Here is a 16930-nt window from a genome sequence, read left to right on the forward strand (position 1 = left end):
TACTGTGCGAAATGGCAAAATTGCAATGCTCTTTGCATACTGGGCGTGTGGCGAGCGCGTAGCATGTTCCCGGCCAGGGGATGAAAATCCCGCTACGAGCAGGGAAAGGGATCGCGTGACAGAGCGCGCTGCGCACAGCGCTGCGGCCGGCGGCGTGGTCGGCGGCGTGGCTGACAACGCCGCGGATGGCGCTGCGGACAGGGCTGCGGACAGGGCCTCGGACAGCTTCGAGGAGTGGCTGCGTGAGCGGCTGCCGGTGCGCGGGCTGCGCGGCAAGTCGGCCGCCGTGGTGGAGGTCCTGCTCTCACAACCGCGCCGGGCCTCCTACGGCTCGGCGGTGGAGCTGGCCCAGCTCGCCGGGGTCAACGTGGCGACCGTCACCCGTACCGCACAGGCGCTCGGCTTCGCCGGCTGGCCGGCCCTGCAACAGGAGTTGCGCGCCCGCTACCTGTCCTCCCTGAGCGCCGGCCAGGTCCACGCCGTGCACCGGGGCACCGGCTCACCCAGCTCCCGCTCCCTGCGCCGCGACCTCGACGGCCTGGCGCTGCTCAACCGGCGCCTGGACGAGCGCGTGCTGCTCACGATCGCGCAGGCCATGGCGGCCGCCCGCCGTACGGTGATCGTCGCCGACGGCAGCTACGCGGCCGTCGGGCTGGCGCTGGCCCACAACGCCCGGGTGGCGGGCTACCCGGTGACGGCCGTGACGCTGGGGGACGCGGAACTGGCCAACACGATGGCCGCGATCGGCGCGGGGGACGTGCTGATCGCGATCAGCTTCTGGCGGCTGTACGAGAGCACGGTGCTGGCCGCCAACGAGGCCCGCTCGCGCGGCGTCCGGGTGTTCGCCCTGACGGACGCGGCCAGCCCGGCCCTGGCCAGCGCGGCCGAGGAGGTCGTGATGGTGCCGGCGGAGGGCGAGGCGTTCTTCCCGTCACTGACGGCCGGCATCGCGGTCGCCCAGGCTTTGGTCACCCAGCTCGCCGCCGTGGACCCGGCACGCACGGGCGCCGCGATCGAGGCCGCCGAGGCCATGTGGACCAAGTTCGGCCTCCTCCACCGCCGCCCCACCTCCCCCTGACCTCCCCAGCCGCCGCTCAGAAGGCCGGCGGGCGTTCGCCGTGGGTAGTCACTCCATCTCGTGCTTCCGCCTACGCTGGCAAGGAAGGTGATATCCGGACCTCGGGAAAGGGTGACACCCATGAGCCCCGTCGGCACCAACATTCTGATCATGGATCAGGCGGGCATTGGCCCGCGCGTCGCCGAAGCCCGCAAGCTCGCCGGACTGACCCAGGACGGTCTGGCCCTGCTCGTTCCCTGCTCCAAGAGCCTGGTGTCGCAGGTCGAGCGAGGCCGCAAAGCCGTGACCCCTTGGTTCGTGGCGGCGGTGGCCCGAGCGTTGCGCGTTGACGTCACGGAACTGACCGGTCAGCCGTACCGAGGCTCCACCCGGCACACCGACCGGGTGCACGCCAGCATCCCGGCCATCCGCATCGCCCTCAACTACTGGGATGTACCGCCCGATCCGGAGATCGTGCCGAGGGACCTCGCCGGGCTGGGCCAGGATGTGCGGAAGGTCGCCGCCCTGCTCGACAAGATCAATTATGTCGAACTGGGCAAGTGCCTGCCTGGGCTCATCGAGGAAATGTGCGTCGTCCTGCACGACAGCGAGGGCGCGAAACGACGAACCCTCGCCGAGATGCTGATGCACGCCTTCGTCGCGGCCAAATCTGTCGCCTACCGGCTGGGTTACGTCGATCTCACATCAGTGGCCGTCGGCCGAGCGGCTCAGGCCGCACGCGAGACCGACAATCCCGAGTTGCTCGCCTATGTCGCCGAGGAGCGCAGCCAGGTGTTCTTCGCGTCGGCGGCATACCGCGCCGGGCTCACCTATCTCGATCGGGCGCATCAGAGGTACGACTCGCTGATCTCCGCGCGCGAACCGGGTCTGGCCATAGCAGGCTCCATGCATCTGCGGTCCGCCATTCTGGCGGCACGTCAGCATCCCCGCGGCGCGGACGCGTGGGAGCACCTCGGCAGAGCACGCGAATATGCAGCACGCATAGGACGCGACACCAATCACTACGGCCTTGCCTTTGGCCCGAGCAACGTCCGGATTCATGAGATTGCGGCAGCGATCGAACTTGAAGATCCGGATGAGGCAACGAGGAGGAACGAAGGCTTCAGACCACCACGCAATCTGACGCCGGAGCGTTCCTCCCATCACTACATCGACCTCGCGCGGGTCCAGCTCATGGCCGGAGATCCTGATCGTGCGCTTGAGTCTCTGAACCGGGCCGACAGGCTGTCCCCGCAGCACACGGTGTATCACCCGATGGTGCGCGAGACCGTCAACAGCCTTTTGCGGTCCTATGCCCGGATACCGGAGACGTTGCGGTCGCTGGCGCGGCGCATTCAGATGACCAGACCCGTTTAGGCGACGGTCAGCAAGTCGCACCTAGCGTGCGTTTTTTGCGCCGGAGCCACCTCTAACTTCGGTGACATGCCGGCAAGTGAACTCGACGGTGCCATTCTCGTCCCCGCTCTGAACATGGCCATACAACTTCAACAGGAGCTGGCCAGACTGCGAATCGCCTCGGACGTCCACAACGGTTATGGCCTGGCACTGGTATCGGTCTGGGTGGGATTGATCGTTTGGTGCGATGGCGGGCGCTTCTGGTGGCGTACAGGATGGGAGGCGAGAAGACAACGATTCATCTACGACTGGCATCCCTCCATGGAACCTTCTCTGGCCGCCCATCGGATCGCTTTCCGCTACGCCCAACTGCGGGCGTCTCACCCGCTCTCAACATTGGTCGCGGAAGTGCAGCCATGACCGTGACCTGGCAAGAGCTGAGCAACACGTATCCGGAGTGGCAGATCAACGAAATGGCCGGAGGCTGGGTGGCCATGCGTAGGAATCTGGTTCCCAAAGGAAAGGCGTTGTCCAACGTCCGCTGTGGGAGACCTTGGATGAACTTGCCGGCAACCTGGCGTCAGAGTCCAGGCTGGAGACGATGAAGCAGCCTAAGCGTCCTGGTGGTGGAGCCCGACAACCTGCCGGGTGATCCGCTGGCCACCATACGATGTGATGACTCGACAAGTCCGGTGTGGGAAAGTCACGTCGGCTGGTGACGGGTGTCTATGGGCGGGAACGGGGGCGGTTTTCTAGCGTTTGGGGTGAAACCCGCAGCACGCTCCGAGGAGGGAAACCCGTGCCACGCATTCCGATCAACCGCAGCCACGGCGCCGGAGTGGGAGCGGCCTCATGACGGCGCTGGGCCTGGCCATCGCGACGGCGGCCGTCACCTTCGGGGCGGGAGCGCCCACCCCCGCCCCGACCGACCCGCCACCCGAACGCGCCTACGTCTGCGAGTGGGGTGGCCGCGGCCCCTACCAGTGGAGGCCCGGCTACACGATTCTGGCCGGTGGTTGCACCGGACCCGAGAATGGCGGCGCGGCCACCATTTCGTGGACGTCCGGGGGCCTCACCCAGACCTACCGCTGCTTGCGAGTGGTGTGGATCGCCGAGGACGGGGTGCTGGGCGGCGACTGCTGAGAACCGCTCGGTTCCGGCCGCGTTACAACCAGCTCGCCCGCACGCTCGTCGCCGACTCGGCGCCCTCGGGGGCGTTCGGGCTCTCGGCGCGTATGGTGTCCAGCAGCCTGGCCACCGTCTCGACGATCTCCGGGGTGCGATCCCGCAGGCCGGTCACGTCCGCCGGGCTGGCCTCGTCGCGGTCCACCCCGGCCTCGTCCAGCACGCCTTCCAGGTCCGCCAGCCGTGCGCCCAGCCACTTCAGCGGCTCCTTCGACAACTCCTTGTCGAACACCCGCCGCCCCGGCTCCCAGCCCTTGATCCCAGGGTGGTGATGTGTACGGTCGAAGCTGCCCGGAGTACCGGTGACCGACTCCAGGAGGTCCACCCGCCAGATCGGCCGCTCGACGGTGATGGGCCTGGCCGAGTAGATCGAGCCCTTCAGTTCGCCGGGCTCCAGTCTGCGCAGTTCCAGCCGTACTCCACGCTCGGCCCCCTCCTGACCCTTCTCCGGGTTGGGGTCCACGAAGTAGATGTCGCTCACGGCCACGCCGATCCGCTCGAAGCCGAACAGGTAGAGCACGGTAACCACGTCCTTCACAGGTGTCGGGCACGCCTTGATTTCAACGTAACACCGCACTCCACGGGGCGATCAAGGCTCGCCAGGTGGAGTGCTGCATATGCCGCAGATCCGGCATATCGTGCCTGGCATGTACGTGTTGGCCACCGCCGGGCACGTCGACCACGGAAAGTCCACTCTGGTACGCGCCCTGACCGGCATCGAACCCGACCGCTGGGCCGAGGAACGCCGCCGTGGCATGACCATCGACCTCGGCTTCGCCTGGACCACGCTGCCCTCGGGCCGCAGGCTCGCCTTCGTTGACGTACCGGGACATGAGCGGTTCGTCACGAACATGCTGGCCGGGCTTGGGCCGGTGCCGGCGGTGATGTTCGTGCTGGCGGCGGATCAGGGGTGGCAGGCGCAGTCGCAGGAGCACTGGGAGGCGATCGAGGCGCTCGGGGTGCGGCGGGGGCTGCTGGTGGTGACGCGGTGCGACCTGATGGATCCCGCGCCGGCGCTGGAGGAGGCCAGGGAGCGGGTCTCGTGGCCGGCGGTCATGGTGAGCGGGCGTACGGGGGAGGGGCTGGCGGAACTGCGGGACGGGCTGGACCGGCTGGTGTCCTCGCTGCCGCCGCCCGACGTCCGGGCTCCTGTGCGGTTGTGGATCGATCGGGCCTTCAGCATCAAGGGCGCCGGGACCGTGGTCACCGGGACGCTGGCCGCCGGGACGATTGCGGTCGGCGACGTACTCACGCTGACCGGGACCGGGACCGGGACCGGGACTGGGGCCGGGACTGGGGCCGGGACTGGGGCCGGGACTGGGGCCGGGACTGGGGCTGGGGCTGGGAGTGGGGAGCGGGTGCGGGTCAAAGGGCTTCAGGTGACGGGGCAGCCGGTGGAGGTCGTGGGGGCGGCGGCTCGGGTTGCGGTCAATCTGCGGGGGGTGGAGCTGGAACGGGTGGCGCGGGGGAAGGCGCTGCTCACGCCGGGAGCGTGGGTGGAGACGGACTTGGTGGACGTGCGGCTGGACCTGGGGGCGCCGGTCGATGCGCCGCGTGACGCGCCACGAGATGCGCCACGAGGTGCGCCCCGTGATGCGCCACATGATGCGCCGCGTGAGGCCCCGCGTGAGGCGGTGCTGCACGTCGGGTCGGCCTCGGTGCCGGTACGGGTGCGTCCCTTCGCCTTCGGCTCCGGCTCAGGGACCGGCTCCGGCACTGGTGCGGCGAGGCTGGTGCTGGCTCGGGCGATTCCGCTGCGCGTCGGCGACCGGGCGCTGCTGCGTTGCTCGGGGCGGCCGATCGCCGGGGTGCTCGTGCTCGACGTCCGGCCGCCCGTCCTGCGCCTGCGGGGTTCGGCCGCCAGGCGGGCCGCCGAACTGGCCCCCTTCGTCATTACGGGTGGTGGGGTGGGGCGGGTGCCTGATGCTGCGACCGTGCTTGGCTGGCGAGGGGTGGTGCGCAGGTCGGAGCTGGTCGCGATGGGGCTTGACCCCCGCCCGCTGGACGTGCCCGGTGCGGGGGACTGGATCGTCGAAGCCGGGAAGTGGAAGGAGCTTGGTGAGCGGCTCGGTGCGATCGTGGCGGGGCAGCCGGGTATCCCGGTGGACGCCGCGCGCACCGCTCTCGGACTGCCCTCGCGCGAACTCGTCGAAGCGCTGGTCGCGGGGTGTCCGCCGTTGCGGGTGGCCGATGGGCGGATCGATGGTGAGGGGGTGCCCGAGGCGGTGGTCAAGGCGGTGGAGAGGTTGCGGGCCGAGCTGGGGCGGTCGCCGTACCTGGCGCCGGAGGCGGTGCGGCTGCCCGAGCTGGGGCTCACCCGGCAGGTGGTGGCGCTCGCCGCGAGGGCGGGGCTGGTGTTGCGGCTGGCCGATGGGATCGTGCTGATGGCCGGGGCCGATGTCGTGGCGGTGCGGGTGCTGGCGGGGCTGCCGCAGCCGTTCACGGCCGGGGACGCACGGGCGGCGCTCGGCACCAACCGCCGCGTCGTGATCCCGCTGCTGGAGCATCTGGACCGGCTCCATCTCACCCGCCGCCTCGACGACCGGCTGCGGGTCGTCACCACGCCGGGTTCGGGGGAGAGGGCGTCGTGATGGGAGAGGGCAAGGATGAGGGTCCCGTGATGAGGGAGGGTGGGGACGAGCGCGTCGTGATGGGGGAGGGCAGGGGCGAGGGCGCAGGTGCGGGGGGTGGGTCCGGGCGTGGGTCGGTGAGGATGAGGGTGAGGGTCGGGGTCGTGTTGCCCAGGCCGTCGGACGATCCGGGGGAGTGGCTCACCGATGCGGTGGCGTTCGAGGCGGCCGGGGCCGATGCGCTCTGGGTGGAGCACGGTGCGGCGCCCGCGCTCGACCCGCTCACGCTGACAGCCGCGCTGGCTGCGGTCACGTACCGGTCGCTGCTGGTCGTGGCCACGGTGCTGGACAGTGGTCAGGCCCGCGCGCTCGCCACGGTGGAGCGGCTGAGCCGAGGCCGGCTCGCCCTCATCGCCGCTCCTGAAGCTGCTGCCTCCGAGGCTGCCGGATCCGAGACCGTCGCCCCCGTGATCGTCGCCTCCGAAGCTGCCGTCCCGGATGCCGTCCCGGATGCCGTCCCGGATGCCGTCGCCATGGATGCCGCAGCCGGAGATTCTGCGGTGGCGGTGATCGTGCGGTTGGAGGACGGGAGTTACCGGGAGGGCGGGTCGGTGGGGCGGTGGGTGCCGGTGGGGGTGCCGGATGGGAGGGTGGCGTGGCGGGAAGTGTTGCGGGTGGCGGGGGAGCGGGGTGATCGGGGGGTGTTGGTGCCGGCGGATCCCAGGCTGCTCGATCTGCTGCGTAACCCGGAGGACCCGGGCGGTCGTCACGACCTCCAGCTCGCGCAGGGCTAGACGTGCCAAGCGTCCGATCATACGGTGAGAAAACGGTACCCAGCGGCTAGAGCTGAGGGGAGCCCGGCATGGAGGTCAGCCGACGTCAGTTCCTGAGCATCGGACCTGTGGGCGTGGTCGGCGGCTCGGCACTGGGGTTCGATCTGACCGAGTCGCTCAAGGTGCGGCAGCGCCTGCGCATCGAGGGGGCCACGTTGTCCCGCTCGTTGTGCCCGTACTGCGCGGTGGGTTGCTCGATCGTCGCCTACACCAAGAAGGCCGCGAACGGCAGGACGGAGCTGCTGCAGATCGAGGGTGATCCGGACAGTCCGGTCAACGAGGGCACGCTGTGTCCCAAGGGCGCGACCGCGTTGCAACTGGCCGTCTCGCGGAGGCGGGTGCCGCATCCGCTCTACCGGGCCCCGGGCGCGGCGGGATGGAAGCAGGTCTCCTGGGAGTTCGCGCTCGACCGCCTGGCCAGGAACATCAAAGCCTCGCGTGACGCCACGTTCGTCACGCAGGACGCCGACGGCAACGTCGTCAACCGCTGCGAGGGCATCGCCTTCGCCGGAGGGGCGGCGTTCAGCTCGGAAGAGGGATATCTCGCCACGAAGCTGATGAGGGGGTTGGGCCTGGTTCACCTCGAACAACAGGCCCGTGTTTGACACGGTCCCACGGTGGTCAGTTTGGCTGCCACGTTCGGCCGAGGGGCCATGACCAACCATTGGCGTGACATCAGGCACGCCGATCTCATCCTGGTCAACGGGGCCAACCCGGCCGAGGCCCATCCGGTGGGCTTCCGCTGGCTCATGCGCGCCAAGCTCGACAGGGGCGCGAAGATCATCCATGCGGATCCCCGGTTCACCAGGACCTCGGCGGTCGCGGACACGTACGTCAGGATCCGCACGGGCACGGACGTCGCCTACTTCGGCGGGCTCATCAACTACGTGCTGAGCAACGGGCTCCAGCACGACGAGTACGTGCGCTGGGCGACCAACGCCGGTTTCGTGGTCAAGGACGGCTACGCCTTCAAGGACGGCATGTTCAACGGCTTCGACCGGCAGCAGGGCGTCTACAACACCAAGCTGTGGGCGTACGAGACCGACAAGGACGGCCACGCCAGGATCGACCTCGACCACCCGCGTTCGGTGCTCAACCTGCTCAGAGAGCACTACCGCCGCTACGACCCGGACACGGTGAGCCGCATCACCGGCATCCCGCGCGAGCAGTTCCTCCAGGTGGCCAGGCTGGTCGGCGAGACGGGACGGCCGGACAAGGTCATGACCATCGTGTACGCCGTCGGCCTGACCCACCACACCACCGGCGTGCAACTCATCCGCTCGGGCGCCATCCTGCAACTGCTGCTCGGCAACATGGGCCGCCCCGGCGGCGGCATGAACGCCGAACGCGGCCACGCCAACATCCAGGGCAACACCGACCACGCCATCTCCTGGGACATCCTGCCCGGCTACCTGCGCATCCCGGCCCCCGGGCAGAAGGACATAGCGGCGTACCTGGACGAGAGCGCCAGCATCAAACAGCACCCCAGGGCGGTGAACTTCTTCGGCGAGAACTACCGCCGCTACCTGGTCAGCCTGCTCAAGACCTGGTACGGCGACGCCGCCACGAAGGACAACGAGTGGGCCTTCGACTACCTGCCCAAACCGGCCGCCAACGCCTCCTGGATCTCGATCTTCGACCAGGCGCTGAGGGGCAAGATGCAGGGCGTCATGTTGTCGGGGATGACCGCGACCAGCATCGGCCCCGACTCGGGCCAGGTGCTCCAGGCGCTGTCGAACCTCAAGTGGTTGTGCGTCCTGGACCCGTTCAACACCACCAGCTCGGAGTTCTGGCGGGCCCCCGGCCTGGACCCGGCGAAGATCCAGACCGAGGTCTTCATGCTCCCCGCCACCCACTGGATCGAGAAGGACGGCTCGTTCACCAACAGCGGCCGGTGGTCGCAGTGGAAGGAGCAGGTGCTGCCGCCCGACGGCGAGGCCCGGCACGACCACTGGATCATGGCCGAGCTGTTCCTGCGGGTCCGCGACCTGTACGAGTCGCAGGGCGGCAAGTTCCCCGACCCGCTGCTGAAGCTGACGCTGCCGTACCGCAACCCGAGGAAGCCCGAGCTGGACGAGATCGCGCAGGAGATCAACGGCCGGGACCTGAAGACCGGCAAGCGGCTGATGACGTTCGTCGACCTCAAGGACGACGGCACCACCACCGCCGGAGACTGGATCTACACCGGCCACTACCCCGAGGAGGGCAACCTCACCAAGCGGCGCGACGGCGTGCAGGACCCCGCCAGGAACGACCCCAGCGGGATGGGCCTGTACCCGAACTGGGCGTGGAGCTGGCCCGCCAACCGCCGCATCCTCTACAACCGGGCCTCCGCCGACGAGAACGGCCGCCCCTGGGACCCGGAACGTCCGGGAATCGCCTGGGTCGGCGGCAAGTGGGTGGGCGACGTGCCCGACTACCCGCCGACGACCGGTCCCGGGCCGGACGCGCCGCTGCCGTTCATCATGACCGGCGAGGGAGTGGGCCGCCTGTTCAGCAACGCCGTGGCCGACGGGCCGTTCCCCGAGCACTACGAGCCCGTCGAATCGCCGGTCGCCAACCCGCTGCATCCGCAGGTGTCGGCGACGCCGGTGGTCTTCAGGTACGACGAGCGGGCCGGGCGCCCCAACCGTTTCGGCACCCCGGCCGACTATCCGTACGTCGCCACCTCCTACCGGCTCACCGAGCACGAGCACTACGTCACCCAGAACGTCGAGCACCTGGTCCAGCTCCAGCCGGAGGCGTTCGTCGAGGTGCCCGCCGGGCTGGCCGCCGAGAAGGGCATCGAGACGGGCGATCTGGTACGGGTGTCGTCGCGGCGCGGGAAGCTCGAAGTGCGGGCGGTGGTGACCAAGCGGCTCGGGCCACTGGAGATCGACGGGCGGCGGGTGTACCAGATCGGCATCCCCATCCATTGGGGGTTCGTCGGGATCAACACCGGACAACACTGGCTGGCCAACGCCCTGACGCCGTTCGTTGGGGATGCCAGCGCGCGGACGCCCGAGTACAAGGCGTTCCTGGTCGACATCGAGAAGCTCTGATGTACGGACGGGAGCGGGCACGGGCCCTGGAACTGCGGGAACGGTATCCGCATGCGCGGGAGGTGCTCGGCCTCTACCTGGCGCTGGCGGAGGTATGGGAGTCGGCCGCCCACCAGGACGCCCCGCCACTGGAGTGGGCCAAGGTTACGGGGCGGTCCGAGGCTGTGGAGTGGGTCAACGCTGCGGGGCGGTCCGAGGCTGTGGAGTGGGCCGGGGCGAAGGTGTTGCCGCGTGTGATGGCCGTGACCGCCGCCGCAGGTCCCCGGCCGCTCGCCGAGGCCATGGGCGGCGCCGTGCTGAACGGCGGCGCCGAGCCGCTGCTGGCCGCCTGGCTGGCGGACGAGGAGCTGACGCCGGTCGAGCGCTACCTCGCCCGCGCCACGCTGCACGCCCTCGCGCCCAGGCCCCGCCACACCGACGCCACCCCGTCAGGCGGAGTGGCCCCGCACCCGCGCGGGGAGGCGGCGGGGCGCTGTCCCGTGTGTGGTGGGCCGCCGCAGCTCAGCTACCGGACGGCGAGCGATGACCCGCTGGTCAGCGGCCGTCGCATGCTGGCCTGCGCCAAATGCCCGAACGACTGGAGCTTCTCCGCCACCACCTGCCCGAACTGCGGCGAGAGCGGCAAACGCACGGTCCACGCCGAGCAACAGCCGGGCCCGCACGTGGGCCGCCCCACCCCGGACGGGGACGGGTTCTTCCCGCACCTGCGCGCCGAGTCCTGCCAGACCTGCCGCCGCTACCTGATCGACATCGACCTGGGCCGGGACCCGGCGGCGGTGCCCAGGGTGGACGAGCTGGTCGCGATCCCGCTCGACCTGCACCTGGCCGGCCAGGGCCAGACCAAGATCACGCCCAACCTGATGGGGTTCTGAAGATGCCGCACATCACACCGGGCCAGGCGTACGGGTTCTTCACCGACACCAGCGTGTGCATCGGCTGCAAGGCATGTGAGGTGGCCTGCAAGCAGTGGAACCAGCTTGAGGGCAACGCGCCCTCGTTCCTGGACGGCTTCGACAACACCGGCAGGCTCGACGCCGAGACCTGGCGGCACGTGCAGTTCCACGACAACGTGCCCGACCAGGCCGTCTCGCCGGGCAACGGCACGGCCTGGCTGATGATGTCGGACGTCTGCAAGCACTGCCGGCAGGCCAGCTGCATGGAGGTCTGCCCGACGAACGCGATCATCCGTACCGAGTTCGACAGCGTCTACATCCAGCCGGACGTCTGCAACGGCTGCCGCAACTGCATCGCGGCCTGCCCGTACGACGTGATCGGCGCCAGCGACACGACCGGCATCGCGCAGAAGTGCACGCTCTGTTACGACCGCCTCCAGCACGACATGACGCCCGCCTGCGCCAAGGCATGCCCCACCGAGTCGATCAAGTTCGGCCCGGTCTCGGAGCTGCGCCAGACGGCGGCCAAGCGGCTGAACATCCTGCGCGGCCAGGGCGTCACACAGGCCCGCCTGTACGGCCATGACGAGAAGGTGTACGGCGGCCTGAACGCGTTCTTCCTGCTCATGGACGAGCCGGAGAAGTACGGCCTGCCCGATGACGGCGACGACGTGCTGCCCAGCCGCAACAACGTGCCCAGCTACCTGACCGCCGCCGTCACGGCCGTGCTGGGCGTGCTCGGCGGCTTGATCGCGCTGCGCCGCCGCAAGGAGAAGGTCGAGGCCGAAGATGGATGAGATCCAGCACTTCGCCGGCCCGCCGGACTGGCTCTGGTACATCCTGTTCTACTTCTTCCTGGCCGGCCTGTCCGGCGGCTCGTACACGCTGGCCACCCTGCTGCGCCTGCGCGGCGGCCCGGGGGACGAGCCGATGGCCAGGATCGGCTACTACATCGCCTTCCCGCCGATGCTCATCGCGCCGCTGCTGCTGGCGCTGGACCTCGGGCAGCCGCTGCGGTTCTGGCACATGCTGGTCAACACCACCCCCGGCCACCTGGGGCTCAACTTCAAGTACTGGTCCCCGATGTCGCTCGGGGTGTGGGTGGTGACCGTGTTCATCGCGGTCACGGCGGTGTCGTTCGCGGCGGCGCTCGTACGGGACGGCAAGGTCAGGCTCCCGCTCGTCGCCCGGCTGGACGGCCGGGTGTTCAACGTGGCCGGATCCCTGATCGGGCTGTTCGTCGCCGGGTACACGGGCGTGCTGCTGTCGGTGTCGAACCAGCCGGTGTGGAGCGACACGTGGGCGCTGGGCGGGCTCTTCCTGGCTTCGGGGCTGGCCGGATCGGCCGCGCTGATGTTGCTGCTGGCCCGCTACCGCCCCGAGGCCCGCCCGAGCACCCCCATGTTGTCGGTCTCCGAGCGGCTGTACTCGCTGCTCGAACTGGCGCTGATCGTGGTGTTCGCGCTGACCCTGATCGCCGCCGGCACGCAGGAGACCGTCTTCGGCCCGCCGTGGTTGCTGCTCTGGGTCGTGGTCCTGGTAGGGCTGCTACCCGGCCTGTACGGCCTGGCCACCGAACGCCTGTCGGCCGGCTCCGCGGCCGCCCTGCGTCACTCGATCGCGCTGCCGCTGCTGGTGCTGGCCGGCGGCCTGGCCCTGCGCGCCGCGATCATCTTCAGCGTCCAGCTCTGACGATCGTGTCGATCAGGTACGCGACCAGCCGGTCGTTGTCGACGCCGTCGAGCACCTCGATGGGCTCGATCTCGGGCAGGCTCAGGCCGGTGGCGCGCATGACCTGGCCCGTGGCGTCCCAGGCGATCGGGCGGGCCCGGGTCAGGGTGCCGCGCAGTTCGACGTCCACCCGCGCGCGGTGCCTGGTGGCCAGCCCCGGCTCCAGCAGTACGGCGACGGCGAGGGGGTCGTGCAGGTAGCAGCCGGGCAGGCGGCGGGCCTCGGCGACCCAGCGGACCCACGGGCGGGTGGTCTCGGCCAGGTAGTCGGCCAGCGGGCCGTGGCCGGCCAGGCGGTCGAGGTCGGCGAGGGTGAGCGAGGTCAGGCGGGTGACGTCGTACGGGACGAGGGTGATGGGGGCGCCGCTGGTCAGGACGGCGTGCGCGGCCTCGGGGTCGTAGCCGAAGTTGAGCTCCTGGAGCAGCCCGGGCACCGCGAACGCGCCACCCATGATCGTGAGCGAGGCGAGCTCCTGGGCCAGCTCCGGGCGCAGTTGCAGCGCGTGCGCCACGTTCGTCAGCGGGCCCACGGCGACCAGGTGGATCTCACCGGGCGCGGCGGCCACCCGCCGCACGATCTCGGCGGCGGCGACCGGCGCGGCGTCCGTGTCGGGAAGAGCGGCGGCGGTGGCACCGAGGGCGGCGGTCGCCAGCGACGCGCCACCGGTGGCCGAGGTAGTGGCGGGGAAGCCGAAAGCCCCGGGCGCGGCGGGGACGTCAGGGGACGTCCCGGGGACGTCAGGGGACGCGGCGGAGGTGCCCGACCTGCCTGACCTGCCCGGACTGCCGGAGGGCGTGCTGGGGACGCCGGGTGTCGTGGTGACGCCCTGCCACAACTTGCGGGCGCGCTCGGTGTCGCGGCGGCCGTCCAGGTCGGCGCGCCACGGCCCCGGATCCTCGGCCAGCGGCACGGCGGCCCCGGGAAAGACCGGCACGTCCCCCGCGCCCGCCCGGGAGAGCAGATCGCGCGCCACCGCCACGCCCACCTCACGCGGCGTGTTCCCGGCCACCACGGTGACGGCCTCCAGCGTGACGCCGGGCGCGGTGAGCGCGAGCCCCAGCGCGAGCCCGTCATCGACGTCCGAGGCGGGAACGGTGTTGCCGGGGTCGCAGTCGACGATGATCCGCATGAGCCCTCCAAGCTGAGTACAGTGCTTCTACTCCTTGGTCCCGCTGCTGGCCAGCGAGGCCGTGAACTGGCGCTGGAAGATCAGCAGGACGAGCAGCGGCACCCCCGCCGCCAGGATCGCCCCCGCGAACATCTGCCCGTAATCCACCCCCAGCTCACCGGCGAAGTCCGCGATGGCCACCGGCGCCACCTTCATCGCCGGGTCGGGCGCGATCAGCAGCGGCCACAGGAACGACTGCCACTGGAACACGAACACCACCAGCCCGGCCCCCACCAGCGAGGGCCGCGACAGCGGCAGGTAGATGTGTCGGAACACGCCCCACCACGACAACCCGTCGATGCGGGCCGCCTCGGCCAGCGACGGCGGGATGTTCATGAAGAACTGCCGCAGCAGGAAGATGGCCAGGCCGCTGCCGATGCCGGGCAGCACGAGCCCGATGTAGGTGTTCTGCATCTCCATCGCACGGAACGTGGTCGCCAGCGGGATGGCGATGGCCTCGAACGGGATGAGGAAGCTCAGCACCAGCACCCCGAACACCGGCCCCCGCCCCGGGAAGCGCAGCACGGCGAGCGCGAAGGCGGCGGTGGCCGACAGGAACGTGCCCAGCACGACGCTGAGGAACGCCACGATCACCGAGTTGATCAGCGCCCAGTGGAACTCCCCGCCGAGCAGCGTGACGAAGTTGTCGAACGTGACGGTCTCGGGGATCAGCGTGTGCCAGGACAGCGGGTACAGGTAGCGGAACACCTCGTCGCTGGGCCGCAGCGCCGAGCTGAGCGCCCACACCAGGGGCAGCACCGACAACACCGCGGCGGGTATCGCGATCCACAGGGCACGCCGCCCGGAGCGGGTCTCGGCCTTCGTGGCGGTCTCCACGTCACTCCTTCCCGGGCAGCAGCTTGAACTGCAACGTCACCACGGCCAGCACGATCGCGATGAGCACGACGGTGCCCGCCGACGCGGTGGCCATGTCGCCGGTGACGTACGCGCGCTCGAACACCTGGTTCATGATCAGGTCGGTGGAGCCCTGCGGCCCGCCCTGCGTCAGGATCTGCACGGGGGCGAAGACCAGGAAGTTCGACACGGTGTCGGCCACCAGCACGAACATCAGGGGCCGGCGCAGCCCGGGAAGCGTGATGTGCAGAAAGCTGCGCCACGGGCCGGCGCCGTCCATGCCCGCGGCCTCGTACAGGCTCTTCGGGATGTCCTTGATCCCGGCCACCAGGAACGTCATCCAGTACCCCACCCCGACCCAGCTGCAGACCACGACGATCGACAGCAGCGCGGTGCTCGGGCTGATCAGGAAGGGCACGCTGGGCAGGCCGAGGGCGTTGATGACGCCGTTGAGCGGGCCTTCGGGACGGAAGGCCACCGCCCACACGATCGCCGAGACCGTCTGCGGGACCGCGACGGGCAGCAGGATGAGCGTGCGCCACAACCCGACCGCCGGTACGCGCTTGCTCAGCGTGACCGCCAGCCACAGCGCCAGGGCGATCTGCAGCGGGTTGACGATGACGCTGAACAGCAGCGTGACCTTGAGCGAGTTCAGGAAGGTCGGGTCGCTGAACAGGCGGGCGAAGGTGTACCAGACGGGGCGGTCGCCGGTCGGCTGCAGGGAGGTGACGATGGCGCTGATCGAGGGCCACAGCCGCAACAACGCCAGGGCGATGATCGCGGGCAGCAGCATGATCGCGGCCGTCGTCCACATCGAGCGCCGCGCCGACCTCATCGGGCTTTTCGACGGTGCTGAGGTCATGGGCCTTCCGAGGGTTCGAGGTCGCGGTAGCGCTGCAGCAGCCCGCCGAGCCGGTCCTGGGCCGCCCGCAGCGCCTCGGGCACGTCGGCGCCGTTGCGGATGTCGGAGAAGGTCTTGTTGATCGTGGTCTCGAAGTCCACGTATCCGACGCTGCGCGGCCGGTGGTGCGCGGTCGTGTCGAGCTCGTGGCTCAGCAGCTCCTTGAAGCCCTTGACCGAGTCGCCTCCATTACTGACGGTCTGCTGTACGTACCGCTCGTAGGCGACCTTGTTGGCCGGCGGGAGCGTCTGCTTGCCGGTGGTCGCCAGCGCGCCCGCCGAGTCCAGCGACAGGAAGCGGGCGAACTCGCGGGCGTCCTTGGGATGGGCACTGTACGCGCTGACCCCCACGGCCCACGAGTCGGTGGGCGTGACCTGCTTGCCCCCGGCGAAGTACGGATGGGGGGCGATGCCCCAGTTCAGCCCCTCGGCCTTGGTGAACTGCCCGATGCGTCCCGGACCGCCGACGAAGTAGGCGAGCTGGCCGGAGGAGAACACGTCGGGCATCTGCTGCGGGTCGATGCCGCGCGGCGACAGCCGCGAGGAGTGCAGGCCCGCGTACCAGTCCATGACCCGCTTCCACCCGGCGTTGTCCACGTCGGGCGTCAGGCCGTCAGGGCCGGTGAGCCCGTCGCCCGCGCCGGCCGAGGCCAGCAGCGGCTGCAGCTGGAAGTAGCGGTCCACCTGGTCGAACCCGAACCCGTAGCGCGCTCCCGCCCGCTGCGCCGCGCGCCCCTGCTCGGCCACCTGCTCCCAGGTCAGCCGGTCGGCCGCGGCCGGTCCCGGCGGCCGCACGCCGGCCTTGGCGAGCAGGTCGCGGTTGTAGAACAGGAAGGAGCTGGAGGTCCACAGCGGGTACGCCCACACCTTCCCGCCCCAGCTCACCGAGTCGAGCGCCGGTCCGACCACGCCCTGCCGGATGGCCTCGGCGTCGTCGCTGACGTCCACCAGGAATCCGCGCGAGGCCTGGCTGGGCACCCGGGGCGGGTCGGCGGCGAAGACGTCGATGGAGGAGTCCTGGGCGCCGACCCTGGCCTGGACCTGCGCGTTCAGGTCGTCGAACGGGACCGGCTGCTCCTCCACGCGCACGCCGGGGTGGCGGGCCTCGAACAGCTTGATGGCCTCGGCGAAGGTGCCGGTCGGCTGGGAGTGCAGGAAGCGGATGATCCGGGACCCGTCGTCGGCCGTCGTGCTGCTGGTCCGGCCGACGCACGCCGTGGCCGTCAGGAGCACGGCCAGCGCGACGAGCGCGGCCGACACCCTGGCCGGCCTGCGGTGGGTTGTGGCGGGACCCGTGATGACTCTCATTCCTGACCCAGTTTGTGACGTGTTCTGACACAC

Annotated in this window: 16 protein-coding genes; 11 read left to right on the plus strand and 5 right to left on the minus strand. The window is 70.1% G+C overall.

The window, feature by feature from the left end; translation table 11 throughout:
- Positions 1–115: 115 nt before the first annotated feature.
- The 4 genes from AB0I81_RS12995 to AB0I81_RS13010 all read left to right on the plus strand — a co-directional run bounded on the left by AB0I81_RS12995 (position 116) and on the right by AB0I81_RS13010 (position 3556).
- Complete coding sequence (locus AB0I81_RS12995) at positions 116–1078, plus strand: MurR/RpiR family transcriptional regulator (protein WP_360654747.1); 963 nt, start codon at positions 116–118, stop codon at positions 1076–1078.
- A 120-nt stretch (positions 1079–1198) separates the two neighbouring features.
- Positions 1199–2434, plus strand: coding sequence for a helix-turn-helix domain-containing protein (locus AB0I81_RS13000; protein WP_360654750.1), 1236 nt, complete (start codon positions 1199–1201; stop codon positions 2432–2434).
- 66 nt (positions 2435–2500) lie between these two features.
- The gene (locus AB0I81_RS13005) at positions 2501–2833 is read left to right on the plus strand and encodes a hypothetical protein (RefSeq protein ID WP_360654753.1); all 333 of its coding nucleotides are present in this window, start codon (positions 2501–2503) and stop codon (positions 2831–2833) included.
- A gap of 432 nt (positions 2834–3265) precedes the next feature.
- Positions 3266–3556, plus strand: a complete 291-nt coding sequence (locus AB0I81_RS13010; RefSeq protein ID WP_360654756.1) for a hypothetical protein — start codon at positions 3266–3268, stop codon at positions 3554–3556.
- A 22-nt stretch (positions 3557–3578) separates the two neighbouring features.
- On the opposite strand, the gene AB0I81_RS13015 is transcribed toward AB0I81_RS13010, so the two are convergent.
- Complete coding sequence (locus tag AB0I81_RS13015; RefSeq protein ID WP_360654759.1) at positions 3579–4136, minus strand: hypothetical protein; 558 nt, start codon at positions 4134–4136, stop codon at positions 3579–3581.
- Positions 4137–4245: 109 nt separating this feature from the next.
- Here AB0I81_RS13015 and AB0I81_RS13020 point away from each other — a divergent pair, with 109 nt between their 5' ends.
- The 7 genes from AB0I81_RS13020 (at position 4246) to nrfD (ending at position 12627) form a co-directional block, all read left to right on the plus strand.
- Complete coding sequence (locus AB0I81_RS13020) at positions 4246–6189, plus strand: SelB C-terminal domain-containing protein (RefSeq protein ID WP_360654762.1); 1944 nt, start codon at positions 4246–4248, stop codon at positions 6187–6189.
- A 128-nt stretch (positions 6190–6317) separates the two neighbouring features.
- The gene (locus tag AB0I81_RS13025; protein WP_360654765.1) at positions 6318–6962 is read left to right on the plus strand and encodes a hypothetical protein; all 645 of its coding nucleotides are present in this window, start codon (positions 6318–6320) and stop codon (positions 6960–6962) included.
- A 68-nt stretch (positions 6963–7030) separates the two neighbouring features.
- A complete protein-coding gene (locus tag AB0I81_RS13030) occupies positions 7031–7606 on the plus strand; it encodes a hypothetical protein (RefSeq protein WP_360654767.1) in 576 nt (191 codons plus the stop codon).
- A gap of 12 nt (positions 7607–7618) precedes the next feature.
- The gene (gene fdnG, locus AB0I81_RS13035; RefSeq protein WP_360654770.1) at positions 7619–10042 is read left to right on the plus strand and encodes a formate dehydrogenase-N subunit alpha; all 2424 of its coding nucleotides are present in this window, start codon (positions 7619–7621) and stop codon (positions 10040–10042) included.
- Positions 10042–10914: a formate dehydrogenase accessory protein FdhE gene (gene fdhE / locus AB0I81_RS13040; protein WP_360654773.1), complete on the plus strand. Its 873-nt coding sequence runs from the start codon at positions 10042–10044 to the stop codon at positions 10912–10914. The genes fdnG and fdhE overlap by 1 nt, the downstream gene beginning before the upstream one ends.
- Before the next feature lie 2 nt (positions 10915–10916).
- Entirely contained in the window at positions 10917–11732 is an 816-nt protein-coding gene (locus AB0I81_RS13045; protein ID WP_360654776.1) for a 4Fe-4S dicluster domain-containing protein, read from the plus strand.
- Positions 11725–12627: an NrfD/PsrC family molybdoenzyme membrane anchor subunit gene (gene nrfD / locus AB0I81_RS13050; RefSeq protein ID WP_360654779.1), complete on the plus strand. Its 903-nt coding sequence runs from the start codon at positions 11725–11727 to the stop codon at positions 12625–12627. The genes AB0I81_RS13045 and nrfD overlap by 8 nt, the downstream gene beginning before the upstream one ends.
- Here the strand turns inward: nrfD and AB0I81_RS13055 are convergent.
- The 4 genes from AB0I81_RS13055 to AB0I81_RS13070 are packed head-to-tail and all read right to left on the minus strand — an operon-like array spanning position 12611 to position 16897.
- Positions 12611–13795 carry a nucleoside hydrolase gene (locus AB0I81_RS13055; protein ID WP_360654782.1) on the minus strand — a complete coding sequence of 395 codons (1185 nt, stop codon included), beginning with the start codon at positions 13793–13795 and terminating at the stop codon, positions 12611–12613. The genes nrfD and AB0I81_RS13055 overlap by 17 nt on opposite strands.
- Positions 13796–13822: 27 nt before the next feature.
- Positions 13823–14671: a carbohydrate ABC transporter permease gene (locus tag AB0I81_RS13060; protein WP_360654785.1), complete on the minus strand. Its 849-nt coding sequence runs from the start codon at positions 14669–14671 to the stop codon at positions 13823–13825.
- A 1-nt stretch (position 14672) separates the two neighbouring features.
- Positions 14673–15551: a sugar ABC transporter permease gene (locus AB0I81_RS13065; protein WP_360654788.1), complete on the minus strand. Its 879-nt coding sequence runs from the start codon at positions 15549–15551 to the stop codon at positions 14673–14675.
- Positions 15548–16897, minus strand: coding sequence for a sugar ABC transporter substrate-binding protein (locus AB0I81_RS13070; protein WP_360654791.1), 1350 nt, complete (start codon positions 16895–16897; stop codon positions 15548–15550). Before AB0I81_RS13070 ends, AB0I81_RS13065 begins: the two co-directional genes overlap by 4 nt.
- Between the last annotated feature and the right edge of the window lie 33 nt (positions 16898–16930).

This window comes from Nonomuraea sp. NPDC050404 (assembly GCF_040655495.1).
Taxonomy (GTDB): Bacteria; Actinomycetota; Actinomycetes; order Streptosporangiales; family Streptosporangiaceae; genus Nonomuraea.